We start from the raw sequence: 22,234 nt of genomic DNA, 5'->3' as shown, positions 1-22,234 counted from the left end.
CAGATGATGTGCCGCCGCGTCGATTGACGAAAGCGCGCCAAAGCGGTTCAAAGGCAGCATGGTAGCTGACGCCTGAAAAGCGCTGGCGGTAGTTGTATTTATTCTGAAGGAGGCCAAGCCATGAGCAATTACGTCGAAATCGAAGGTTTGCGTGTTGCCCCTGAACTCGTGGAGTTTCTGGCCAAGGAGGCCGCGCCCGGCACCGGCGTAGACCCGGACAAGTTCTGGAAAGGTTTTGCCGCAATCGTTCGCGATCTTGCCCCGAAGAACCGTGCGCTTCTGAAAAAGCGCGACGACATGCAGGCGAAGATCGACAGCTGGTACAAGGAAAACCGCGACAAAGGCTATAGCCAGGCGGAATACCAGCAGTTCCTGAAGGACATCGGCTATCTCCTGCCGGAAGGCGGGGAGTTCACCGTTTCGACCGCCAATGTCGATCCGGAAATCACCCATATTGCCGGTCCGCAGCTTGTCGTCCCGGTCATGAACGCCCGCTACGCCCTCAACGCTGCCAATGCGCGTTGGGGTTCGCTTTATGATGCGCTTTACGGCACCGACGCGATTTCCGATGCCGATGGCGCGGAAAAGGGCAAGGGCTACAATCCGAAGCGCGGCGAGAAAGTCATCGCCTGGGCGAAGAATTTCCTCGATGAAAGCGCGCCGCTCGCCTCCGGCAAATGGGCCGACGTCGCTGGCCTTGCCGTCAAGGATGGCAAGCTCGACATCAAGCTGACGAACGGTTCCGCGACGGTTCTGAAAGATGCCAGCCAGTTCAAGGGCTATAATGGCGACGCCGCCAACCCGACTAATGTGCTGCTGGCCAAGAACAACATGCATGTCGATATCGTCGTCAATGCCGACCATCCGATCGGCAAGACCGATCCGGCGCATATTGCAGATATGGTTCTGGAATCGGCCATCAGCACGATTCAGGATTGCGAAGATTCGATTGCCGCCGTCGATGCCGAGGACAAGGTTGCGGTCTATCGCAACTGGCTCGGCCTGATGAACGGCAAGCTGGAAGACACGTTCGAAAAGAACGGCAAGCAGATGACGCGCCGTCTCAATGGCGACCGCAGCTATCGCGCCGCCGATGGCTCCGACCTGACGCTCAAGGGCCGCTCGCTGATGCTGGTTCGCAATGTCGGGCACCTGATGACCAATCCGGCCATTCTCGACACTGACGGCAATGAAGTGCCGGAAGGCATCATGGATGCCGCCTTTACCAGCCTGATCGCCTTGCACGATATCGGCCCGAATGGCCGTCACATGAACTCACGCGAAGGCTCGGTCTATATCGTCAAGCCGAAGATGCATGGCCCGGAAGAAGTGGCTTTCGCCAATGAAATCTTCACCCGGACCGAAGAACTGCTCGGCATGCAGCCCAACACGCTCAAAATGGGCGTGATGGATGAGGAACGCCGCACGACGATCAACCTCAAGGAAGCCATTCGCGCCGCCAAGGATCGCGTCGTGTTCATCAATACCGGCTTCCTCGACCGCACCGGCGACGAGATTCATACCTCGATGGAAGCTGGCCCGATGATCCGCAAGGGCGACATGAAGCAGGCCGCCTGGATCGGTGCCTATGAGCAGTGGAATGTCGATATCGGTCTCGAATGCGGCCTTTCCGGCCACGCGCAGATCGGCAAGGGCATGTGGGCCATGCCCGACCTGATGGCGGCAATGCTGGAGCAGAAGATCGCTCATCCGAAGGCTGGCGCGAACACCGCATGGGTGCCGTCACCGACCGCTGCCACGCTGCATGCCACCCACTATCACCAAGTGGACGTTGCGGCCGTTCAGGCAAAGCTCAAGAACCGCCCGCGCGCCAAGCTCGACGACATTCTGTCGGTGCCGGTCGCCAGCCGTCCGAATTGGACGCCGGAAGATATCCAAAAGGAAATCGACAACAACGCGCAAGGGATTCTCGGCTATGTCGTGCGCTGGGTCGATCAGGGCGTCGGCTGCTCGAAGGTGCCGGACATCAACAATGTCGGCCTGATGGAAGACCGTGCGACACTGCGCATTTCCGCCCAGCACATTGCGAACTGGCTCTACCATGGCGTTGTCACGGAAGCGCAGGTCATGGAAACCATGAAGCGCATGGCCGCTGTCGTCGACAAGCAGAATGAAGGCGATGCGCTGTATCGCCCGATGGCTGCCAATTTCGACAAGTCCATCGCCTTCCAGGCCGCCTGCGATCTCGTCTTCAAAGGCCGCGAACAGCCGAACGGCTATACCGAGCCGGTCCTGCATCGCCGCCGCTTGGAACTGAAGGCGCAAGGCTGATCGGTTTAATGCACCGACGTCCCCTTCCCTCATCCTGAGGAGCCGTTGAAAACGGCGTCTCGAAGGACGAGGGAAAGCGAACCCAGCGCCTGCCCTCGCCCTTCGACACGGTGCTTCGCACCGGCTCAGGATGAGGGAGCGAGGTCACTGCCTGAGCCTCGGGCTTTGATCGTAGAAACAGATTGAATGCGGCGGGAGAAATCCCGCCGTTTTTCATATGCGAAATCGCTTGACTCCATTATAATAGATATTATTTCTAACATAATGGAAAACGCAATCGAACAACTCGACAACGCCATTGGTGAGAACCTGCGCCGCCTGCGTCTGGCGCAAGGCATGACGCTGGATGCACTGGGCGATGCTTCCGGTGTCAGCCGCGCCATGATCTCGCGGATCGAGCGCGGCGAGACAAGTCCGACGGCCCAGCTACTGGCGCGCATTTGCGCCGCCCTTGGCACGTCGCTATCAGCATTTTTTGGCGATGCGGAAGCCCCGCCCTCGCCCTATCTGCCGCATGATCGCCAGCCGGTCTGGCGCGACCCGGATACCGGCTATGTGCGCCGGTCGGTCTCCCCGCCCGGCACCGGATCGAATGTCGACATGATCGAGGTCGAATTTCCCGCTGGCGCGAAAGTGTCCTTTGCGCCGCAGACCGCCAATGCCGGTATCACCCAGCATATGTGGCTCTTTGCCGGTGCCATGGAAATGACCGTCGGCGACACGCATTATAGCCTCAAGCCCGGCGACTGCCTTTATATGCCGATCATGGCGGGCATCACTTTTCACAATCCAGGTTCGACCCCTGCACGCTATGCCATTGTGCTCGAACGCCGCAGCAACCTCTGAAAGACCGTCCGATGATCCACGTTCTCAATGCAGAAGAAGCGAAACGAGCCATTCCGGCGCTCGCCGAAATTCTTGCCGACTGCGTCATGGGTGGCGCATCGGTCGGGTTCATGGCACCCTGTGAGCCGCAGGATTTTACGCCTTACTGGACCCGCATCGCCCGCGAGACGGAGAACGGCGAGACGCTGCTTATCGTCGCTGAGCATGACGGCGCGATCGTCGGCACGGTGCAGCTTGGTCTCTCCCAAATGCCCAATCAGCCGCATCGCGCCGATCTGAAAAAGCTGCTGATCCACCGCAAGGCGCGCGGCCTCGGCCTTGCCCGCAAGCTGATGGCCGCGGCGGAAGCCCAAGCCCGCATGCATGGCAAAACGCTGATCTGTCTCGACACCGCCACCGGCAGTCCCGCCGAAGCGATCTATACGCATCTGAACTGGCAGCCTGTCGGCGTGATCCCGAATTACGCGCTCTTTCCCGATGGCAGCCCCTGCGCCACCACGCTCTTTTACAAAGGCATCTGAAATGACCCTCTCCATCCGCCATGCGACGGAAGCAGATCTCCCCGCGCTGCTCGCCATCTATAATGATGCGGTCGAAAACACGCTTGCCATCTGGAATGAAACGCTCGTCGATCTGGAAAACCGGCGTCAATGGCTGGAAGGCCGCAATCGCGACGGCTTCCCGGTGCTGGCAGCCGAGCGCGAAGGCCAGGTTGTCGGCTATGCGAGCTATGGTCCTTTCCGGCCCTTCGAAGGCTTCCGCCATTCCTCCGAACTGTCGGTCTATGTGGCAAGCGATGCGCGCGGCGGCGGCATCGGTCGCGCCTTGCTGGCCGAATTGGTGGAAGAAGCGCGCCGCCGCAAGGTGCATGTGCTGGTGGCTGGTATCGAGGCGGGCAATGCCGCGTCCATCGCGCTGCATAAATCGCAGGGCTTTGAAGATTGTGGCACCTTGAAACAAGTCGGCCAGAAATTCGGACGCTGGCTCGATCTGACCTTCATGCAGAAGATTCTCTGATCTATGCAATAGTGCCCAATAGAAAACGCAGCGGGTTATTGCCCTGCTGCGTTCTTTTTGTTTATACACGTGTATTCGCAAGGACCCGGTGAAAGCCCGGGTGGCTCTTCTGGCCGCCTATCCGCCAGACAACGCAACAACATCTCCCATTTTTACAATCGGCCATGTTGAATCGGACGGCTCTCAACGCCCGTCTTCTATTTGCGGAAAATTCAATGACACGTCTTGCTGCCTACCGCCGCGAGTGGTTCTCCAATATTCGCGGCGATATTCTCTCCGGCATCGTCGTAGCACTTGCCCTTATTCCCGAAGCCATCGGCTTTTCGGTCATCGCCGGGGTCGATCCCAAAGTCGGCCTTTTTGCTTCCTTCGCCATTGCCTGCGTCTCCGCCTTTACCGGCGGTCGCCCCGGCATGATTTCCGCCGCCACGGCTGCAACCGCCGTGGTGATGGTCTCGCTCGTCAAGGAACACGGGCTGCAATATCTGTTTGCCGCCACAATCCTGATGGGCATAATACAAATCCTTGCCGGTTTCCTGAAGCTCGGACGCCTGATGCGCTTTGTATCGCGGTCGGTCATCACCGGCTTCGTTAATGCGCTGGCGATCCTCATTTTCATGGCACAACTACCAGAGCTGATTCATGTGCCGGTCCAGACCTATTGGATGATCGCGGGTGGCCTCGCCATCATCTATCTGTTCCCGCGACTGACCAAGGCGATCCCCTCGCCGCTGGTCGCCATTGCGGTTCTCACCGCACTGGCCTGGTGGAGCGGGATGGATCTTCGCACCGTGGGCGATCTCGGCGAATTGCCATCCGCATTGCCGGTCTTCGCATTGCCGCAAGTGCCGGTAACGCTCGAAACCTTGCAGATCATCCTGCCTTATTCGATCACGCTCGCGGCGGTCGGGCTGCTCGAATCGCTGATGACTGCCCAGATTGTTGACGACATGACCGACACGCCCAGCAACAAAAGCCAGGAATGTATCGGTCAGGGCACGAGCAATATCGCCTCGGCGCTGATCGGCGGCATGGGCGGCTGCGCCATGATCGGGCAGTCGGTGATCAATGTTTCGTCCGGCGGACGCGGCAGGCTTTCGACCTTCGTGGCGGGCGCCTTCCTGCTGTTCCTGATTCTGGTGCTCGACGATCTCGTGCGCATCATTCCGATGGCGGCACTGGTGGCGGTGATGATCATGGTATCCATCGGCACATTCTCGTGGCGGTCTATCCTCGATCTGCGTCGTAACCCGCCATCCTCGTCCTTCGTCATGCTGGCAACGGTGGTCACCGTCGTCTCAACGCATGATCTGGCCAAAGGCGTTCTGGTCGGCGTTCTGCTTTCCGGCGTGTTCTTTGCGGGCAAGGTCGCCAAGATGTTCCGCGTCTCCGAGGCCGAAAACAGCGACGGCAGCGAACGCATCTATACTGTTCAGGGCCAGATTTTCTTCGCTTCGGCGCAGAATTTTATCGCCGCGTTTGATTTCTCCAAGCCTGCGAAGAAGGTCACCATCGATGTCAGCCATGCACATCTGTGGGACATTACCGCAGTCGGCGCGCTCGACAAGGTGGTGATGAAATATCGTACCGGCGGCACCAACGTGTCGGTGACAGGCTTCAACGAAGCCAGCGCCGACATGATCGACCGCTTCGCCGTTCACGACAAGAACTTGAGCACTGCCAAACTGGCGGCGCATTAAACACGAAAAGAAAAGGGCCGCTGATGCGGCCCTTTTTGTTAGCTCCTGTGTGGAACAGCGTCTACGACCGACAAATCATCAAGGCCGATTGCGCCTTCCACCCGGTCGCTGCGCGCCATGAGGTAGAAACCGAGCCCGGAGGTCAGCACCGCGATAAACACCAGATACCAGGCATGGGCCATCGGGTTGACCGCCAGCATCGTCGTCACGATCACCGGCGTCAGGCCACCGAACACCGCATAGGAAATGTTATAGGAGAAAGACAGGCCGGAGAACCGCACCGGGGCCGGGAATGCGCGCACCATGACATAGGGCACCGCGCCAACCATACCGACGGAAAGTCCCATCACCGCATAAAGCGCAAACAGCACCGGCAGCGACGTACCGGCAAAGCTGTAGAAAACGAAGGTGGCAATGCCGAAGAAAACACCGGCCACCGCGAAGAAACGTCCGCTGCCGATACGGTCAACGATAGAACCGGCAGTCACAGTTCCGAACATCAGGAAAAGCGTGCCGAAGCTGGTCGCGGCAAGCGACTGCAAAGGCGTATAACCATAGAGCTTTTGCAGGAAAGTCGCCGTCATCAACGTGGTCACAACGATACCGGCTGACAAGATCCAGGTCAGAAGCACGGAGATGATGACACCGTGCATATGCTCGCGCAGAACGGTCTTCAGCGGCAGCTTGTCTTTCAGCAAATGGCTGTTCTTCATCGCGGTGAAGATCGGGGTTTCTGCCAGCCAGCGCCGCAGATAAACCGCGAGCAGACCAAAAATACCGCCGATGAAGAACGGAATGCGCCATGCATAGGCGGAGAGTTCTTCCGGGGTGAAAATCCAGTTGATGGCTGTAGCGATCAGCGAACCAATCATGATGCCGAGCGTCAGGCCGGAACAGAGAAAGCCGCAGGCCATGCCGACCCGATTGGCAGGCACATGTTCCGCCACAAAGGTCCACGCGCCGGGAACCTCGCCGCCAATGGCCGCGCCCTGCAACATGCGAAACACGATGAGCAGGATCGGCGCTCCGACACCCAGCGTCGCATAAGTGGGCAGGCAGGCCATGGCCAATGTCGAGATCGACATCAGGAACACCGAGAAAGCGAAAACCCGCTTGCGCCCAAACTTGTCGCCGAAATGCGCCAGCACGATGCCGCCGACAGGGCGCACCAGATAACCGGCTGCGAAAATCCCGAAAGTCTGGATCATGACCAGCCAGTCCGGCATATCCGGCGGAAAAAACAGATGCCCGATGACGCTGGCAAAGAACACGAAGATGATGAAATCATAGAACTCCAGCGCGCCGCCAAGGGCCGAAAGACCAAGGGTGCGGAAATCCTGTCCATTGAGCGGACGGGGGCTAATGCCTTGCGCTTGCGTGTTCATCGATGCCATCGATCCTGTTCTTTTCTGGCTCTTCCGTCAGGTCATTGCTTTACAAAACCCCGTTTTACCGGGGCCGAAATGTAATGCGCCAAACAGGCCCGCACCGCAAGACTTGACTTTCAGCTGACTCATTATAACTTTAGAATAATTCTAAACTGATGGATTTGATCATGCTGAGTCGCTTTTTCCGCAACGGTCGTCGCCCGTTCGATTCGCTTTCCGAACAGGAAATCCTTGCGCTTGCCATCTCGTCTGAAGAGGACGATGCGCGCATCTATCTCGCCTATGCCGATGGCTTGCGCGAAGAATTCCCGCAATCGGCGAAGATTTTCGAGCAGATGGCGGCGGAGGAACATGGGCACCGCGATGCGCTGATCGAGCGGCACCGCGCGCGTTTCGGCGACCATATTCCGCTGATCCGCCGCGAGCATGTCAGCGGCTATTACGACCGCAAGCCCGACTGGCTGGTGCGTCCGCTGGGCATCGACAAGGTGCGCGACGCGGCCTCCGAGATGGAAGATCAGGCCTATCGCTTCTATGTCGAGGCCGCAAAGCGCGTCACAGATGCGGCCACGCGCAAGCTTTTGGGCGATCTGGCGCTTCAGGAAAAGCAGCACGAGGTTAAAGCCGAATCGCTGGAACATGAGCTGACGCCCAAAACCGTACAGGACGAGGAGCGTGCGCTGGAGCGCAAGCAGTTCATCCTCACCTATGTGCAGCCCGGCCTTGCGGGTCTGATGGACGGCTCGGTCTCCACCCTTGCGCCGATCTTTGCTGCCGCCTTTGCTACGCAGGACACCTGGCAGACTTTTCTGGTCGGCCTGTCTGCCTCGGTCGGCGCGGGTATCTCAATGGGTTTCACGGAAGCCATTCATGATGACGGCAAACTGTCTGGCCGTGGTTCGCCGATCAAACGCGGCCTGTCCTGCGGTATCATGACGGCGCTGGGCGGCCTCGGCCACGCTTTGCCCTATCTGATTACGGATTTCTGGACGGCTACATCTCTCGCGGTAGTCATCGTGTTCTTTGAACTCTGGGCGATTGCCTTTATCCAGAACCGCTTCATGGAAACGCCTTTCTTCCGCTCGGTCCTGCAAGTGGTGCTGGGCGGCGCATTGGTTCTGGCGGCGGGTATTCTGATCGGCAACGCCTAAACTGTTGCCACACCCTGAGGAGACGCCATCGTCCCCTCAAAACCGTCGATGGCGATGCGCCCCTGCCGGGAGACAGTGACAAAACTGTTTGCCGGCACGGCCATCCAGTTGGCGGCTTCGCCATCCAGCGGCTCCGACACCACACAGATGCCGGACGATGCGCCAAGCGTTGCCGTATAAAGCGTCGGCGCAAAGGCGTCGGTGGCATAGCGGATGGCATAGAGCTGATTGCCGTCCGAAAAGGCGGCGGTCAGCCGCAGAAACGGCGGCACATTGGCCTTTCCGGCTTCATCCACGATCGTCGCCACCACGCGCTTCATGGCCTGAACCGGATCGCTGTCGAGGCCGAATTCCAGCATCAGCAGAAAGATCAGCTCGGAATCGGTTGCGCCGTGCTTCTGCGCGTAGACATGATCGCTCAAATGCGCTTCTAGCCTGCGGCGCAGCCGGTCGAAACTGCCGATCTGCCCGTTATGCATGAAGCTCCAGCGCCCGGAAACAAAGGGGTGGCAGTTGGAACGGCTGGTCAGCCCGCCCGTCGAGGCGCGCACATGCGCAAGAAAAAGGCGCGACCTGATTTGTCGCGCCAGACTACCAAGATTCTGATCGGACCAGGCTGGCAGAATATCCCGATAAAGGCCCGGTTCGGTGCGATGCCCATACCAGGCGACGCCGAAACCATCGCCATTGGTGCGTGTTTTGGCTTCATGCGCATCGTGGCTTTGCGCCACGAGCGAATGGCAGGGAGACGAAATAATGTCTTCCAGATAGGTCTCAGGTCCGAGATAGGCGGCCCAACGGCACATGTGCGATCCGATATAAACGTGTCGCCCGAAAGCGGAAACCGCGTAACTTAGCGACCTCTGTTATGCGTCCGCTCATAAAGCTGACGGACGATGGTGCTTGCAGTCTTTTCGAACAAAAATGGCAAAAATGCATGGATCAAAGCAGCAAAGGCTGCCCCGAACAGTTTGAATGAAAACCGCGATGCAAATGCCATATGCTCGAAATAGGTCTCATCAACCGATGCGGGATGCTCGGTGAAAATGCGGGTAATACGCGTCGTCATTGCAAATGCTCCCGTTTGATTGAGAAATTCATTCTCTAATGCCCTGCGCTGAAGCGCCTTTCTGGAAAATCATTTTAGCAAGAAAGAGGAAGATGAAATCTCAAAATATCCTTGAAATCTGTAAAAAATTGGGACAATCATCCCACCATGATAGCATCTATGGACGAAATTGATCGCAAAATATTGGGAGAACTGCAAATTGACGGCACTTTGTCCGTTGATTCTCTGTCGGAGCGCGTGAACCTGTCGCGCAATGCGTGCTGGCGGCGGGTCAAGCGCATGGAAGAGGAAGGCATCATCAAGGCGCGCGTCGCGCTGGTGGACGCCGAGCTGGCGGGTTGCGGCCTGTCCGTGTTCATTCTGGTGCGCACATCCAGCCATGATCCGGAATGGCTGGCCAAATTCCGCAACGCCACGGCGCGTTTCCCGGAAATCGTCGGTGTCTACCGCATGACCGGCGATCTCGATTACGTGCTGAAAGCGCGGGTCACCGATGTGAAGGCGTATGACCGGCTCTATCAGCAGCTGATCGCCAGCGTTCCGCTGTCGGATGTTTCGGCTTCCTTTGTGATGGAGGAAATCAAGGAAACCACCGTCGTCCCGCTCGACCTGCGCTGACGGCAGCGTCAGATCGGCTATACACGAAAAAAAGCATGATCCTGTGCCGTACTATCATTGCAAAACGCCAAATAGGCGGTACACCTTTGATCTGTTTTCACGTATGAGCGTCGCCAATTTGAATTCCCGCAGGAAAGGCTCCCTCATGACCGCAGCATCCGCTCAAGCACCAACGCTCGGCATCATTCGCCTCGAACATGCGAAAGGCCTTGAACTTCCCGCCTATGAGACCTCCGGTTCTGCAGGTATGGACCTGCGCGCAGCCGTTGCCGAAGACCGCCAGATCGTGCTGTTGCCCGGACGCCGGACGCTGGTGCCGACGGGTCTGATCTTCGAAATCCCGGAAGGGTTTGAAGTGCAGATTCGTCCGCGCTCCGGCCTCGCCTTCAAAAACGGCATCACCTGCCTCAACACACCGGGAACCATCGATTCCGATTATCGCGGCGAGGTGAAGGTGCTGCTGGTCAATCTGGGTGACGATGATTTCCGCATTGAACGCGGCATGCGCATCGCACAGGCAGTCTTTGCACCCGTGGTGCAGCCGAAGATCGAGGAACGCGCCGAGGTCACCGAAACCGCGCGCGGCGCTGGCGGCTTCGGCTCGACCGGCACGGCATAACCAAGCGAAATAGAGCGAATGAGAAACCGGGCGAAATGCCCGGTTTTTTCGTTTGGACTTTACTGTGTCAGCGCCGCCTGTTGGCAGATCACGCCGGTCACTTGCACGTCGGCTTCACCCAGCTTGACACCGAGGAGGTCGAGAAGACCAAAGAGGAGATTGTCAAGGAGTACCGATACTGGCGATAGCAACGTACCAAGTAAACTTACAACTGCGGTTGCGTCGACATTAAGCAGCAGAACATTGAGTTCTGCATGTGTATTTTTAATGAGAGCCGTTGTGAGTGAGGACAGCAGCTTTGATGAAGAGACCGTCTTTACTTTTTTGCTTGCTATATCACTGGCGCTGAATGTCACAATCCGCTGCTGGTCATCTCCCAGCGGGATTTCAGCCCGCGCAAAAACTGTTGCTAGATTTACTCTTAAACCAAACAAGTTAAGACCTAAAATATCGGCTATCGCCGTTTTACTTACTAAGGGCTTCTTACTGAAATCGTTGAAACCAATATCCAGATTACCAAGATATATTCCCGCTATTCCAGTCTTGACCCCGACCCCAACCGTTGCATTTTGTGGACCAGCCGGGCAACTGATGCTTTTCAATTCGCCTTCCGCGGAAGCTATATCAATGTAAAGCGGAAGCTTAATGTTCGCCAACGTATTCAATCCCATGCCGCTGTCGCCAATTGCCAAGACGAGCTTCACCCTTATCTGGGCCGTACGCACAAGCGATCCTAGAGCCCCCACCCGAAAGAACGGCGTTTGCTTCGCCGGTTCTCCAATAGCGACCTCAAGTGAAACCTTTACCAGTCCAAGCAGATCAACGGGCGCAGAAAGCTCCACCTGATGCTTCCCACCAAGCATCGCTGCTGCGGAAATCGTCTGCAATGCATTGGCCGTGATGTTGTAATTGCCACCTGAACCAAGGCTGGCGTTCGCAAGAGAACCGAGCCCCAACAGCTTGCCCACCGGCAATTTGGTTGAAAGCGCGGCAGCATTCTTACCCAAAACGTTAAGGGCAGCCTTGGCTGTTGCGTTGTTGGTCACGACATCGGCCATGACCTTTGCTAGAACGCCCACCGACACATCGGTGTTCAATAATTGATCATAGGTCCCAGCGGTCAGGCCAACCTGCGGTGCAAGTTTATCGAGAAAGCCGAGCAGATTGATATCGGTAGCGGCAAGGGCGTTATAATCCACCAGCTTGAGACTGAGCGTTGTATTGAGCATGCCGCCCAATAGTCCGTTCAAAGCGCTTTCACTCGTGTTCAAACTGGCCAGTCGCGAGCCGATGGAAAAGGCTGCTTCGGCATGGGAGGCGGCCATGCCGCTCGCGCTGACCGCAGGGCGATCCATCAGCGCCTGACCGAAATAGAGATTGCCGGGCTTTGCCAGCATCACCCGAACGGCATCGGGACTTGCACCGCCAGCCACGAAGCGTGACCCGACAGGCACCGATTTATCGGCGGTGTATTTGCCGGTTTCCACCCAGACACGCGTGAGATTATCGGTTTTGCCTTTTACAACGGACGGATCGTAAGCGCCCGTCATCATGACCGGGTCAAACCCGTTGGCCTGCAATTGCTTTTTCACCGCATCGCTGGCAGTGCCTATTGCGCTTGCGCCACTGATAGCCGCCAGATCGGCCATGTTCTGCAATTGCCGTCGCTCCAGATAGAGCGAGCTTGAATCGATGGTGAGTGCGGCGATTGCCAGAAAGAGCGGCGCGATAAGGGCCGCCATCGTGGCCAGATTGCCTTCGCGCGCCTTGAGAAACCGTAAGCCCCCCGCCCGCATGTCATGTCCCTCCGAGCCGGATTGTCGAAGCGCGCGTGATCGTCTTGCCCGGCAAAGGCAATCCCGTGAACAGATTCCAGATCGGCAGATTGGCCGCGTTATAGCTGATCGTGACTGTGAACTGGCTTGGATCCGACGCGGCATTGTCGATTGCGGTCTCGATCTGCGCCGGGTTGATCAGCGTGTATTTGGCCGCGTTTTTCTGGATATAGGTCGTGGCAAGCGTCTGCCGCTCCGCCGCATCGATGCCCGCAAGGGCCGTGCGCGTCGCATCCGCAGCCAGCTGCTGCACGGCATTGGCCGCCCCAAGATAAATGCCAAAGGCGATCACGCCCATCAGCAGCAGCAGAAAAACCGGCGCCAGTATCGCAAACTCTACTGCCGCAGTTCCCACTTTATTACGTGGAAAAAGAACAGCAGATTTTAAACTCTCCTGAAACCATGCTTTTCTCTTCAACGATGGGGAATTAATCGTTTTAACTGTGTTCCCGCAGTCCATATGCCCTCCCGTCCAAGAGCAGATAAACTTTTATGTATATACATCACGAATGAACATGCTTCATGCACGCGCATTCAACTGTTTGACAGAAGAAATGCGTTCGATTTTTATTTTTATTACTTTTCATATTAACGCCGTCGATGCCATATCAACATAAAATAATTTAATAAAAGCTAAATAGATAGAAACAGCAAAACCTTATTCAACTCGCAGTAAATTATAACTACAAGTTGCACAAAATAACGGCAGTTACGCAGCTTCCCTTGTTTACCCGCGCAAGTCTACGGCGAAAGCGACCCCCCGCCAACCAGTCCCCGAAGCGTCGACAATGGCTGGTTGCATGACAAATAATTAAGATGAAATCTTGAGTGCGAAAGTTTAGATAACCTGAAGCACCACTTTATTGGGAGGGGCACGGGCGCGCTCCGATCATCGGGCGTGCAGGCTTGCGGCCAGAACGGGTGCTTTTCACGGACAAGGCATGGTTTTCCCGCGAGAGCGGGGATTCAAGAATTCAGGGGATTTAACGTTGGGCACATCTTCCGCTTCATCCGGTTCGGGCCAGAAGGCGACATTGTCGCAAAAGCGCGCCTTCGGCAAACGCCGTCGCTGGTGGCTGTGGCTGCCCGCTGCGGTCATTGCTGTCGGCGCTGGCTGGTATTTCTTCGATGCGCGCGCAGCCGGAAACGAAAAGAGCAGCTATCTCGCTGAAACGGTTGTGCGTGGCGATATTGAAAACGCGATCACCGCGGTGGGTACACTCAGCGCCCTGCGCAGCATCAATGTCGGTGCGCAGGTCTCGGGACAGCTCAAAAGCGTGCAGGTGGAAGTTGGCGACCAGGTCACGGAAGGCCAGTTTATCGCCGAGATCGATCCCTCTCCCTTCGAGAAGAGGGTTGAGATCGCTAGCGCGCAGCTCGACAATCTGAAAGCCCAGCTTCTCAGCAAGGAAGCGCAACTGACGCTCAAGAAGCTCAACGCAACGCGGCAGAAGTCCCTGCTTGCCACGCGCGGCGTTTCTCAATCGACGGTCGATCAGGCCGAAGCCGATCTCGCCATGGCCGATGCAGATGTGAAGGCGCTTGGCGCGCAAATCCGCCAGCAGCAGTCGCAATTGGCGAGCGACACGGTCGATCTCGGCTATACCAAGATCAACAGCCCCATGGCTGGCACCGTCGTCGATCAATCCGCCAAGGAAGGCGAGACGCTGAACGCATCGCAAACCGCGCCGACCGTCGTGACGGTCGCCGACCTCAAGGTCATGACGGTCGAAGCGCAGGTTTCCGAAGCGGATATCGCCAAATTAAAGCCCGGCATGGAGGTTTATTTCACCCTGCTCGGCCAACCGGAAAAACGTTTCACGGGCACGCTGCGCCAGATCAAGCCGACACCTGCCACCGAAAATAACGTCGTGCTTTATTATGCGCTGTTCGATGTGCCGAACCCGACCGGCGAACTCATGATCAATATGAGCGCGCAGGTCTATTTCGTGATCGATTCGGCCAAGGATGTGCTGCTCGTTCCAACCTCTGCGCTGAGCTTCAAACGCCGCGACCCTTCCGGTGAGGCGGGAGGTCAGCAAGCCGAACGCCCGCAAGGGCAGCGCAACGGCACCCGCAATGGCGGCAGCCCGCGTGAGGGCCAGCATCGCGGAAGACCGCAGATCATCGTCAGGGTCGTTGACACAAATGGCGCTATCGCCGAGCGCACGGTCGAAGTCGGCGTGCGCAACCGCGTGCAGGCCGAAATCAAAAGCGGACTGGAGGAAGGCGACAAGGTCGTCGTCACCAGCGCTTCGAGAACTTCGTCCGCTGGAAATGCCAATGCACGTGGCGGTCGTCGCCCCGGCGGCATGTCCTTCTTCTGAGGACGTCCCCCATGCAAGACGCGCCCCTCATCCGGCTTGAAGAGATCAGCAAGACGTATCACAATGGCGACCTCGCCGTTGAGGTTCTGCATGGCATCAGCCTCGACATCCATGCGGGCGAGTTCGTCGCCATCATGGGCGCTTCGGGTTCAGGCAAATCCACCCTCATGAATATTCTGGGCTGCCTCGACAGCCCGACTGGCGGGCAATATCGGCTCGATGGTGAGGATGTTTCCACCCTCGATGCCGATGCGCTGGCCGCCCTGCGCCGCCGCACATTCGGCTTCGTCTTTCAGAACTACAATCTGATCTCGACATCGACCGCGCAGGAAAATGTCGAGGTTCCGGCGATCTATGCAGGCATGCCCGCTGCCGAGCGTCACGAGCGGGCAGCCGAACTGTTGAACTCGCTGAAGCTCGGAGACCGTACCGACCACCGCCCCAACCAGCTGTCGGGCGGTCAGCAGCAGCGCGTTTCCATCGCGCGCGCTTTGATGAATGGCGGACGCATCATTCTCGCGGACGAGCCAACAGGCGCGCTCGACAGCCAGAGCGGCGAGGATGTGATGGAACTGCTGCGCTCCATGCACCAGCAGGGCCACACGATCATTGTCATCACCCACGCCCGCGAAGTAGCGGAACGCGCAGACCGGCTGATCGAAATCAAGGATGGCGAAATCCTTTCCGACACGACCAAGCGGGGCATTCCAGACTGGCAGGCGCCGCAGCGACTGCAGCAGGCGGGCGACGGGCATGCCGCGCGTATCGCCGATATTTCGGAAGCCGTGAAAATGGCCATGCGCGCCTTGCGGGCCAATATCTTCCGCACGGTACTGACGCTTCTTGGCATCATCATCGGCGTCAGTTCGGTGGTGACGATGCTCGCCATCGGCACCGGCGCGCAAAATTCGATTCTCGACCGCATCAACGCCATGGGCACCGACCTGGTGCTGGTGCGCCCGTCCATGGCGGGCTTTCGCGGCTCGGGCAGTATCGCAACGCTTGTGCCAGCCGATGCGGACGCGATCCTCGAACTGCCGAACATCAAATCCGCCGTGCCGGAAGTCACAGGCACAGTCACGCTCAGGCGCGGCAATGTCGATTACCAGTCACAGGCCAACGGAACGGTTCCGGCTTTCTCGGAGGCCAAATCCTGGAAGCTCGCGACGGGCGATTTCATCACGCAGAACGATATAACCTCCTATGCGCCGGTTGCCGTGCTCGGAGCCACCGTGGTCAAGACGCTGTTTCCGGATGGCAGCAATCCGATCGGCCAATATATTCTGATCCAGAAAATCCCGTTTCAGGTCATCGGAACGCTTGCGCCGAAAGGGGCTGGCTTCGGCGGTACGGATCAGGATGATGTGGTCATCGTTCCGCTTTCGACCGGCAATCTGCGCCTATTCGGCCAGAAATATGTGCGCACCATCACCGTGCAGGTGAAGGATGCGGACCTCATAAACACGACGCAGGAACAGATTCAGGACCTGCTCGACGAGCGCCACAAGCAGCGCGACACGATGATCACCAATATGTCGTCGATTCGCGACGATGCGGCGGCCATGGGCAGCACCATGACGCTGTTTCTCGGTTCAGTTGCCGCCATCTCGCTTCTGGTCGGCGGTATCGGAGTCATGAATATCATGTTGGTCAGCGTCACGGAGCGCACACGCGAAATCGGCGTGCGCATGGCGACCGGCGCAAGGCGGCGGGATATCCTCCTGCAATTCATCACGGAAGCGCTCACTGTCTCGGCTATTGGCGGCGCTTTCGGCGTGCTCATTGGCCTTGGGTCTGCCGCCATTGCCGGTTGGGCCGGGCTTTCGGTCGGTTACAGCATCGGACCGGTTCTGCTGGCTTTCGCCTGCGCCTTCGCAACAGGGCTAGTCTTCGGCTTTCTGCCTGCCCGCAAGGCGTCGCGCCTACTTCCAGCCGTCGCGCTGTCGTCCGAATAGGACACAGCAAAAAGCCGGTCTGGTTCCTCCAGACCGGCTTTTTTTCGAATACACGCTCGAGAACTTACTTGAACATCAACGGCACGCTGATCGATTTGCGCGGCTCGGCGAGCGCTGGCGGCGGAGCGGGTACGGGTGACGCACGACGCACCGCTTCAAGTGCAAGCTGATCAACCGCAGGGTCACCCGACGACCCGGCCACACGGGCCGACAAGACAGTACCGGTAGGATCGACAACGAATGTCACCGTCACAAGACCCCGGGCGTTGCGCATTTTGCGCTGCAAGTACCGGGTATTGCGATTCAGGTGAGAAAAAAGCTTCGCTTTCCATTTGTCCGAATTGACACCGGCAGACGCGTTATTCTGACCACGGCGGTTTGCAGCCGCCTTCGGGCCGTTATCGGCATCCATGCGCGGCGCACTGGCCTGACGGGTCTCAGGTGCCTTTTCCGCCTTCTTGGGCTTCGGCTTCTCAACCTTTCGCGGCTTGGGCTTTTCAGGCTTCGGCTTTTCAACCTTCTTGGGTTCTGGCTTCGGCTCGGGCTTTGGTTCCGGCTTTTCAACCGGCATGGGTACGGCCACTTCCGGCTTTTCAGCCTCGACCACATCTGGAATAATCTCTTCCGGCTTCTCCTGAACTTCCGGCTCAGGTTGCGGCTCGGATTCCGGTGGTGTTACCTGCTCGGGCTCTGGCGGCGTTGGCTCTTCAGGTTGTGGTTCCGGCTGAACGACCGGCTCAGGCTCAACATCCTGCGGCGCTTCCGCCGTTTCCGGCTGCGCCTCATCAGCAACCTGCTCTTCCATCGGAGCCATCGGCTCCGGCGCAAGCTCAACCACCATGGCCGCGACCTGTCCGCCATCCGGCTGGTCTTCTTCCTGCATCTGGTGGATTGCATAAGCACCAGCCGCATGCACAGTCAGCACAAGAATGCCCGCGCCGATCCAGCGTCCCGCATCATGCCAGAAGGAATGGTGATGGGCGTCGGCAGAAGCCACCTTCACGGGAGGATGATCGGGCGGAAGTGCGTTCATTGTGCCGCTCCGGGCGCAGCAGACGCCGGTGCGGGGGACGCAGGAGCAGCAGGAGCAGCCGCGCCGACAGTTTCGAGGCCGACCAGTGCGATCTTGAGATAGCCCGCTTCACGCAGCGAATTCATGATGCGCATCAGCTCTTCATAAGGAACGGTTTTGTCGGCGCGCAGGAAAACGCGCGTTTCCTTGTTTTTCTCCGAAAGACCATCCAGCGCAGCGCCCAGACGATCGCGCGCCACGACATCATTGCCAACGCTGACGCTCAGATCTTCCTTCAGCGTCACATAAAGCGGCTTGTCGGGACGCGGCGCGGCGGCAGCGGTCGATGCAGGCAGATCAACCTTCACGTCCACGGTCGCAAGCGGTGCTGCCACCATGAAGATAATGAGCAGAACCAGCATCACGTCGATGAAGGGCGTTACGTTGATCTCGTGATTGAGTTCGAGATCGTCACCACCGCCTTCGCGAACTTTACTCGCCATGATGCCTACTCCGCTGCGTGCAGCGTGCCTTCACGCACGCCAGCTGCCCTGAAATCCAGATCGCGGCTGACCAGACGTTCAACGCCTGCCGATGCATCGGCCAGAAGCGAACGGTAGCCGGTGATCGCACGGGCAAAGACGTTATAGATCACAACCGCCGGAATAGCGGCGACAAGCCCGATGGCCGTGGCGAGCAGCGCTTCGGCGATACCCGGAGCTACCACGGCCAGATTGGTCGTCTGCGCTTCGCTGATGTTGATGAAGGAATTCATGATGCCCCAGACGGTGCCGAACAGACCGACAAATGGTCCAATCGAGCCGATGGTGGCGAGAATGCCGGTGCCCTTGGACAGGCGACGGCCAGCCTTGGCTTCAATGCGGGACAGGCGCGACGAAACGCGTTCCTTCAGGCCCTCGCCGCCAGCCCGCGCCAGTGCGGGGCTGGAGAGACGAACCTCGTCTTCCGCGGCGCGCACCATGATGGCGCCCGGACCCTTGACGCCGTCAAGCGCGCGGACAGCTTCGGAAAGCGTGGCGGAATGACCGATGGTCTTCAGCGCCTTGTTAGCCCGGCGGCGAGCGCCAGCCAATTCGAGCGACTTGGCGACCCAGATGGTCCATGTTGCGAGCGAGGCAAGACCGAGACCGATCATCACCGCCTTCACGATCCAGTCGGCAGCCATGAACATGCCCCAGGGCGACAGATCATGCGGGAGGCTGGCATCGCGCTCTTCAGCGGCAGGCTGCCCAGCGATTACGGGCTGTGGCTCGGCTTGCGGGGCCGAAGGCGCATTCGCGGCGGGCGCTGCCGGAGCAGGCTGTGCTGCTGGGACCGACGGCGCGGGTGCGGCAGGCGCTGCCGATGCAGGCGGGGTGGCTGGTTGAGCGGCTGCGGGGGCAGTTGAAGGATTGGGCTGTGTCGCCTCTTGAGCCAATGCCGGACCAACGCCCAGCAAGACAATGCCCATCGCCGCAGCCATGAAGCCTTTCCGACAGAAACCAGTCATCTTGATCGCCTTTTGATTGTTCAACTCGGGCGCCAAGGACGACCCATCACGCACGCCGCAGCGCTGCTTGTTGAACCCTTTTTAACCCCCAATAATATGATGATGCAAGTCATGTTTTGTTTTAACTGCCTTTTTCTGCCAGCTTTTGTGGGAGGTGGGGCCTGTCAAACCCCTTATAAATAGCTGTTGCATAATGCGGACAAATCAGACCTGATAACCATGTCGGATGTGTTCGTCTCCCTGATCAACAATATTGGGGCGTGCGGTCCGGCAGGAGGAGCATGCACATGATGCACAAAGACATTCAGGCACTCGAACATGCGGCAAGAACCGCCATGGCGGGCAATGATGATCCGCTGCCAGCTCCGCAGCGCGCGCTGAAACCGGCCCATGTCGGCCTTGCCTTCCTGATGATTGCAGGCGCAGCCTATCTGTTCCTCGTCTGACATGGTCTGACCACGCCTTGTTCTGACCAGCACCTGCGACGGCTCTGCTCGTTTACCATGACGCACGAGAAGTGACGCGCAGCGTTGCTGCAATTGGCTAATGCGTGCAACCATTGGTGACGAAAAGCGTTGTTACAACGATAATCCGTTATGACAGGAGGCCAGATATGGCGCGTGCATCCGCGAAGACGAACAAGATCGAAGAAAAGATCGAGGAAGCGTTGACCGATTCGACAACGGAAGACTTGCAGGCGCAGGTCGAGCAGTTGAAGGAAGACATCGCAGCCATCGCCGCGACGCTCGCCAATCTCGGCAACCAGACCGTCCGCGACGCCAAGCGCAGCGCGAAGGAAACCTATCAGAGCGCCTATCTGCAAGGCGGCGATGTTGTTGATGAATTGTGCGGAAAGGCGCAGGACCTCGAAGCGCAATTGACGGCAACCGTTCGTGAACGTCCGATAACATCGCTCGCCACAGCGCTTGGCATCGGCTATCTGCTCGCCCTTCTTTCCCGCCGCTGAGGCGTCCCATGCTTAAAGCTCTGGTCCCTATCCTGTCCGCTCTGGCTGGCGAAGAAGTGAGATTCACCGTCAGCCAAACGCGACGCGCAGCGATTTACGGCGTGGCGATTGGCATTTTCGGCATCATCACGGTCACGTTTCTCTGTGTCGCGGCCTTTCTGGCTTTGGCGCAGACCTATGGCGGTCCGCTTGCAGCACTGATTCTTGCCGCCATTTCGCTGATACTTGCGCTGCTCGTTCTCGCTGTGCTGAAGATACAGGCCGCAGCAGAGGCGAAAAAGCGCAAAGAGCGGATCGCAGCCGACAAATCGGCAATGATGGCGACAGCCGCTCTTGCGACGATCCCATCAATCCTCAAGCGGCCGATACTGGCAGCCGCCCTGCCGCTTGCAGGCATTGCTCTGGTTTCGCTCCTCTCAGACAAGAAGAAGCGACCGCCCAAAGCCTGACAAAAGCCCTATAAAAATAAAAACACCGGAACCTGTTCCGGTGTTTTTTCATGGGTCATCGGGAGGCGCTTCGCTTTACTGCGCAGCCGCGTCGGTGCTATCGACCAGCGATGCAAGGCGCACAGAAACGCGTGTGCCAGCGCGATCCACGGCTTCACCATAGACCGGCTTTTCGCCGAACTGCATGCAAAGCTGTTCTACTACCAGCGTGCCAAGTCCGTTCTTGTCGCCCGGCTTCGCGCCTTCCGTGCCCCAACCGACGCCATCATCTTCCACCGCCAGAACGGGCACACCATCGGCATCCGCCTGAAAACTGACGGAAATCTGCCCGCCTGGTCGCCCCTTGAAAGCATGTTTGATGGCGTTAGTGACCAGTTCGCCGACAATGATGCCAATGGTCGTCACATCCCGGGCTTTCAGGTCAAGTTGCTCGAAATTCGTCACGATCTCGATCTGGCGGTCCTGACCGATGGCATTGCGGATATCGTTGATAACCGTGGTCAGAAACTCGTCGACGCGGGCGGTTTCCATGTCTTCGCCCAGCCGCAAACGCCGATGGGCTGTCGAAACCGTCTGCACCCGGTCGCGCGCCGCCGAAAGGGCAGCGCGTGCATCCTCGCTACGCGCCTGTCGCATCTGCAAACCCAGCAGGGAGGAGACGGTCGCCAGAGAATTACCGATACGGTGATTGGTGTCCTGTAGCAGAAGCTCGACGCGATAACGCTCACGCTCCGCAATGCGGCGCTCCTCCTCCAGTTCGGCTGTGCGTTCGCGCACCCGCTGTTCAAGAATCTCGTTTTCAGAGCGCAGCGCCGACTGCCCTTCGAACATGGTGCGCGCATAACGCTGCACGCGGCTGAAAAGCAGCAAGCCCAGCATCGCCGCCGAAGCCAGCGCCACGATGGAGGTGGCCGTCATCCAGTAGCGCATCCGGTTGATGCGCTCGTTCCGTTCGGCAAGCTGCTTTTCTTCCACATCGATGAAGTCCGACACGGTGGTGGACAGCTGGTCCATCAACGCCTTGCCTTCGTCGCTGCGCACCCGCTGCATCGCTGCTGCGACATTGCCCGACGATGCAAGCTCCACCGTTTGGCGCACATCCGCTTCTTCCCGCTCGATCAGAGCGCGAATCTGCTTTACCCGCGTATCCTGCAACGGATTGGGGACCGACAGGGCCTCCAGATCGGTCAATGTCTGCTCAACAGAGAGGATCGAATTGCGATAGAGATCGAGATGCGCCTCGTCGAGCGTCAGAAGATAGCCGCGACGGCTCATCTCGATATTGTTGGCGAGCCGGGCAACCTTGTCCACCTGCTGGCGCAAGGCATAATTGCGGGAAATATCGACAATCTGATGCGTAACGCTCGAGGACAGAAACAGCGTCATCACGGCAGAAAGAAGCACAAGTCCGAGCGAGACGATAACCGCAATCGGTTTCGGTGAAGACTGAAGCAGTTTCTGCAACAAGACTGATGGCAA

Annotated in this window: 22 protein-coding genes and 1 other annotated feature; of the genes, 13 read left to right on the top strand and 9 right to left on the bottom strand. The window is 58.2% G+C overall.

All coding sequences use genetic code 11. From position 1 onward, the window contains the following. The first annotated feature begins 120 nt into the window (after positions 1 to 120). The 5 genes from FIC94_RS16250 to FIC94_RS16230 all read left to right on the top strand — a co-directional run bounded on the left by FIC94_RS16250 (position 121) and on the right by FIC94_RS16230 (position 5,855). On the top strand, positions 121 to 2,292 hold the full coding sequence (locus FIC94_RS16250) for a malate synthase G (RefSeq protein ID WP_140025542.1): 2,172 nt from the start codon (positions 121 to 123) through the stop codon (positions 2,290 to 2,292). A 264-nt stretch (positions 2,293 to 2,556) separates the two neighbouring features. Further along, positions 2,557 to 3,138 carry a helix-turn-helix domain-containing protein gene (locus FIC94_RS16245; RefSeq protein WP_140025541.1) on the top strand — a complete coding sequence of 194 codons (582 nt, stop codon included), beginning with the start codon at positions 2,557 to 2,559 and terminating at the stop codon, positions 3,136 to 3,138. 11 nt (positions 3,139 to 3,149) lie between these two features. After that, positions 3,150 to 3,659: a GNAT family N-acetyltransferase gene (locus tag FIC94_RS16240; RefSeq protein ID WP_140025540.1), complete on the top strand. Its 510-nt coding sequence runs from the start codon at positions 3,150 to 3,152 to the stop codon at positions 3,657 to 3,659. Position 3,660: 1 nt separating this feature from the next. Next, positions 3,661 to 4,155: a GNAT family N-acetyltransferase gene (locus tag FIC94_RS16235; protein ID WP_140025539.1), complete on the top strand. Its 495-nt coding sequence runs from the start codon at positions 3,661 to 3,663 to the stop codon at positions 4,153 to 4,155. Between the two features lie 78 nt (positions 4,156 to 4,233). Continuing rightward, positions 4,234 to 4,289: a sequence feature (sul1 is cis-regulatory element that is thought to sense ions involved in sulfur or methionine metabolism; They are found in Alphaproteobacteria), on the top strand. Positions 4,290 to 4,370: 81 nt separating this feature from the next. After that, positions 4,371 to 5,855 carry a SulP family inorganic anion transporter gene (locus tag FIC94_RS16230; protein ID WP_140025538.1) on the top strand — a complete coding sequence of 495 codons (1,485 nt, stop codon included), beginning with the start codon at positions 4,371 to 4,373 and terminating at the stop codon, positions 5,853 to 5,855. 38 nt (positions 5,856 to 5,893) lie between these two features. On the opposite strand, the gene FIC94_RS16225 is transcribed toward FIC94_RS16230, so the two are convergent. Further along, complete coding sequence (locus FIC94_RS16225) at positions 5,894 to 7,240, bottom strand: MFS transporter (protein WP_140025555.1); 1,347 nt, start codon at positions 7,238 to 7,240, stop codon at positions 5,894 to 5,896. A gap of 170 nt (positions 7,241 to 7,410) precedes the next feature. Here FIC94_RS16225 and mbfA point away from each other — a divergent pair, with 170 nt between their 5' ends. Continuing rightward, entirely contained in the window at positions 7,411 to 8,394 is a 984-nt protein-coding gene (gene mbfA, locus FIC94_RS16220) for an iron exporter MbfA (RefSeq protein WP_121538709.1), read from the top strand. Here mbfA and FIC94_RS16215 read toward each other — a convergent pair. Both FIC94_RS16215 and FIC94_RS16210 read right to left on the bottom strand, forming a co-directional pair. After that, entirely contained in the window at positions 8,391 to 9,200 is an 810-nt protein-coding gene (locus tag FIC94_RS16215; protein ID WP_109369713.1) for a class II glutamine amidotransferase, read from the bottom strand. The two genes, mbfA and FIC94_RS16215, sit on opposite strands and share 4 nt — an antisense overlap. A gap of 47 nt (positions 9,201 to 9,247) precedes the next feature. After that, the gene (locus FIC94_RS16210; RefSeq protein WP_109369714.1) at positions 9,248 to 9,463 is read right to left on the bottom strand and encodes a DUF6356 family protein; all 216 of its coding nucleotides are present in this window, start codon (positions 9,461 to 9,463) and stop codon (positions 9,248 to 9,250) included. 147 nt (positions 9,464 to 9,610) lie between these two features. Between FIC94_RS16210 and FIC94_RS16205 the strand changes: the two genes are divergently transcribed. Continuing rightward, positions 9,611 to 10,081 (top strand): Lrp/AsnC family transcriptional regulator, encoded by a 471-nt coding sequence (locus FIC94_RS16205; RefSeq protein ID WP_109369715.1) that lies wholly within the window; start codon positions 9,611 to 9,613, stop codon positions 10,079 to 10,081. A 145-nt stretch (positions 10,082 to 10,226) separates the two neighbouring features. Continuing rightward, entirely contained in the window at positions 10,227 to 10,700 is a 474-nt protein-coding gene (dut, locus tag FIC94_RS16200; protein WP_140025537.1) for a dUTP diphosphatase, read from the top strand. A gap of 59 nt (positions 10,701 to 10,759) precedes the next feature. Here the strand turns inward: dut and FIC94_RS16195 are convergent, their stop codons facing one another. Then, complete coding sequence (locus FIC94_RS16195) at positions 10,760 to 12,496, bottom strand: pilus assembly protein TadG-related protein (RefSeq protein WP_140025536.1); 1,737 nt, start codon at positions 12,494 to 12,496, stop codon at positions 10,760 to 10,762. A gap of 1 nt (position 12,497) precedes the next feature. Then, a complete protein-coding gene (locus FIC94_RS16190) occupies positions 12,498 to 12,890 on the bottom strand; it encodes a TadE family protein (RefSeq protein WP_235858975.1) in 393 nt (130 codons plus the stop codon). Positions 12,891 to 13,524: 634 nt separating this feature from the next. Between FIC94_RS16190 and FIC94_RS16185 the strand changes: the two genes are divergently transcribed. Together FIC94_RS16185 and FIC94_RS16180 are read left to right on the top strand one after the other, a co-directional pair. Continuing rightward, complete coding sequence (locus FIC94_RS16185) at positions 13,525 to 14,862, top strand: efflux RND transporter periplasmic adaptor subunit (RefSeq protein WP_140025534.1); 1,338 nt, start codon at positions 13,525 to 13,527, stop codon at positions 14,860 to 14,862. 11 nt (positions 14,863 to 14,873) lie between these two features. Continuing rightward, entirely contained in the window at positions 14,874 to 16,817 is a 1,944-nt protein-coding gene (locus FIC94_RS16180) for a MacB family efflux pump subunit (protein WP_140025533.1), read from the top strand. 64 nt (positions 16,818 to 16,881) lie between these two features. Here FIC94_RS16180 and FIC94_RS16175 read toward each other — a convergent pair whose 3' ends face one another. Genes FIC94_RS16175 through exbB form a run of 3 tightly spaced genes read right to left on the bottom strand, consistent with a single transcriptional unit; the run spans position 16,882 to position 19,375 of the window. Then, the gene (locus FIC94_RS16175; RefSeq protein ID WP_140025532.1) at positions 16,882 to 17,850 is read right to left on the bottom strand and encodes an energy transducer TonB family protein; all 969 of its coding nucleotides are present in this window, start codon (positions 17,848 to 17,850) and stop codon (positions 16,882 to 16,884) included. After that, positions 17,847 to 18,332, bottom strand: a complete 486-nt coding sequence (gene exbD / locus FIC94_RS16170; RefSeq protein ID WP_109369722.1) for a TonB system transport protein ExbD — start codon at positions 18,330 to 18,332, stop codon at positions 17,847 to 17,849. The genes FIC94_RS16175 and exbD overlap by 4 nt, the downstream gene beginning before the upstream one ends. 5 nt (positions 18,333 to 18,337) lie before the next feature. Beyond that, complete coding sequence (gene exbB, locus FIC94_RS16165; RefSeq protein ID WP_140025531.1) at positions 18,338 to 19,375, bottom strand: tonB-system energizer ExbB; 1,038 nt, start codon at positions 19,373 to 19,375, stop codon at positions 18,338 to 18,340. A 251-nt stretch (positions 19,376 to 19,626) separates the two neighbouring features. Here exbB and FIC94_RS22480 point away from each other — a divergent pair, with 251 nt between their 5' ends. The 3 genes from FIC94_RS22480 to FIC94_RS16155 all read left to right on the top strand — a co-directional run bounded on the left by FIC94_RS22480 (position 19,627) and on the right by FIC94_RS16155 (position 20,755). Further along, positions 19,627 to 19,785 carry a hypothetical protein gene (locus tag FIC94_RS22480; RefSeq protein WP_167836095.1) on the top strand — a complete coding sequence of 53 codons (159 nt, stop codon included), beginning with the start codon at positions 19,627 to 19,629 and terminating at the stop codon, positions 19,783 to 19,785. A gap of 167 nt (positions 19,786 to 19,952) precedes the next feature. Further along, positions 19,953 to 20,306, top strand: a complete 354-nt coding sequence (locus FIC94_RS16160; protein WP_140025530.1) for an ElaB/YgaM/YqjD family protein — start codon at positions 19,953 to 19,955, stop codon at positions 20,304 to 20,306. A gap of 8 nt (positions 20,307 to 20,314) precedes the next feature. Next, positions 20,315 to 20,755: a phage holin family protein gene (locus FIC94_RS16155; protein WP_121538540.1), complete on the top strand. Its 441-nt coding sequence runs from the start codon at positions 20,315 to 20,317 to the stop codon at positions 20,753 to 20,755. Positions 20,756 to 20,830: 75 nt separating this feature from the next. On the opposite strand, the gene FIC94_RS16150 is transcribed toward FIC94_RS16155, so the two are convergent. Then, positions 20,831 to 22,234 (bottom strand): sensor histidine kinase, encoded by a 1,404-nt coding sequence (locus FIC94_RS16150; RefSeq protein ID WP_109370307.1) that lies wholly within the window; start codon positions 22,232 to 22,234, stop codon positions 20,831 to 20,833.

The organism is Ochrobactrum teleogrylli, assembly GCF_006376685.1.
GTDB lineage: Bacteria > Pseudomonadota > Alphaproteobacteria > Rhizobiales > Rhizobiaceae > Brucella > Brucella teleogrylli.
Note: the sequence above shows the minus strand (reverse complement) of the source record. Positions and strands in the feature narration are given on the sequence as shown.

Bases quoted from the DNA above. Each gene is read 5' to 3' on its own strand.
- FIC94_RS22480 (WP_167836095.1), top strand. From the start codon at position 19,627: ATGATGCACAAAGACATTCAGGCACTCGAACATGCGGCAAGAACCGCC.
- FIC94_RS16245 (WP_140025541.1), top strand. From the start codon at position 2,557: ATGGAAAACGCAATCGAACAACTCGACAACGCCATTGGTGAGAACCTG.
- FIC94_RS16205 (WP_109369715.1), top strand. From the start codon at position 9,611: ATGATAGCATCTATGGACGAAATTGATCGCAAAATATTGGGAGAACTG.
- FIC94_RS16175 (WP_140025532.1), bottom strand. From the start codon at position 17,850: ATGAACGCACTTCCGCCCGATCATCCTCCCGTGAAGGTGGCTTCTGCC.
- FIC94_RS16210 (WP_109369714.1), bottom strand. From the start codon at position 9,463: ATGACGACGCGTATTACCCGCATTTTCACCGAGCATCCCGCATCGGTT.
- FIC94_RS16155 (WP_121538540.1), top strand. From the start codon at position 20,315: ATGCTTAAAGCTCTGGTCCCTATCCTGTCCGCTCTGGCTGGCGAAGAA.
- FIC94_RS16235 (WP_140025539.1), top strand. From the start codon at position 3,661: ATGACCCTCTCCATCCGCCATGCGACGGAAGCAGATCTCCCCGCGCTG.
- FIC94_RS16180 (WP_140025533.1), top strand. From the start codon at position 14,874: ATGCAAGACGCGCCCCTCATCCGGCTTGAAGAGATCAGCAAGACGTAT.
- FIC94_RS16195 (WP_140025536.1), bottom strand. From the start codon at position 12,496: ATGCGGGCGGGGGGCTTACGGTTTCTCAAGGCGCGCGAAGGCAATCTG.
- FIC94_RS16240 (WP_140025540.1), top strand. From the start codon at position 3,150: ATGATCCACGTTCTCAATGCAGAAGAAGCGAAACGAGCCATTCCGGCG.
- FIC94_RS16250 (WP_140025542.1), top strand. From the start codon at position 121: ATGAGCAATTACGTCGAAATCGAAGGTTTGCGTGTTGCCCCTGAACTC.
- FIC94_RS16160 (WP_140025530.1), top strand. From the start codon at position 19,953: ATGGCGCGTGCATCCGCGAAGACGAACAAGATCGAAGAAAAGATCGAG.
- FIC94_RS16215 (WP_109369713.1), bottom strand. From the start codon at position 9,200: ATGTGCCGTTGGGCCGCCTATCTCGGACCTGAGACCTATCTGGAAGAC.
- dut (WP_140025537.1), top strand. From the start codon at position 10,227: ATGACCGCAGCATCCGCTCAAGCACCAACGCTCGGCATCATTCGCCTC.
- FIC94_RS16225 (WP_140025555.1), bottom strand. From the start codon at position 7,240: ATGAACACGCAAGCGCAAGGCATTAGCCCCCGTCCGCTCAATGGACAG.
- FIC94_RS16230 (WP_140025538.1), top strand. From the start codon at position 4,371: ATGACACGTCTTGCTGCCTACCGCCGCGAGTGGTTCTCCAATATTCGC.
- mbfA (WP_121538709.1), top strand. From the start codon at position 7,411: ATGCTGAGTCGCTTTTTCCGCAACGGTCGTCGCCCGTTCGATTCGCTT.
- exbD (WP_109369722.1), bottom strand. From the start codon at position 18,332: ATGGCGAGTAAAGTTCGCGAAGGCGGTGGTGACGATCTCGAACTCAAT.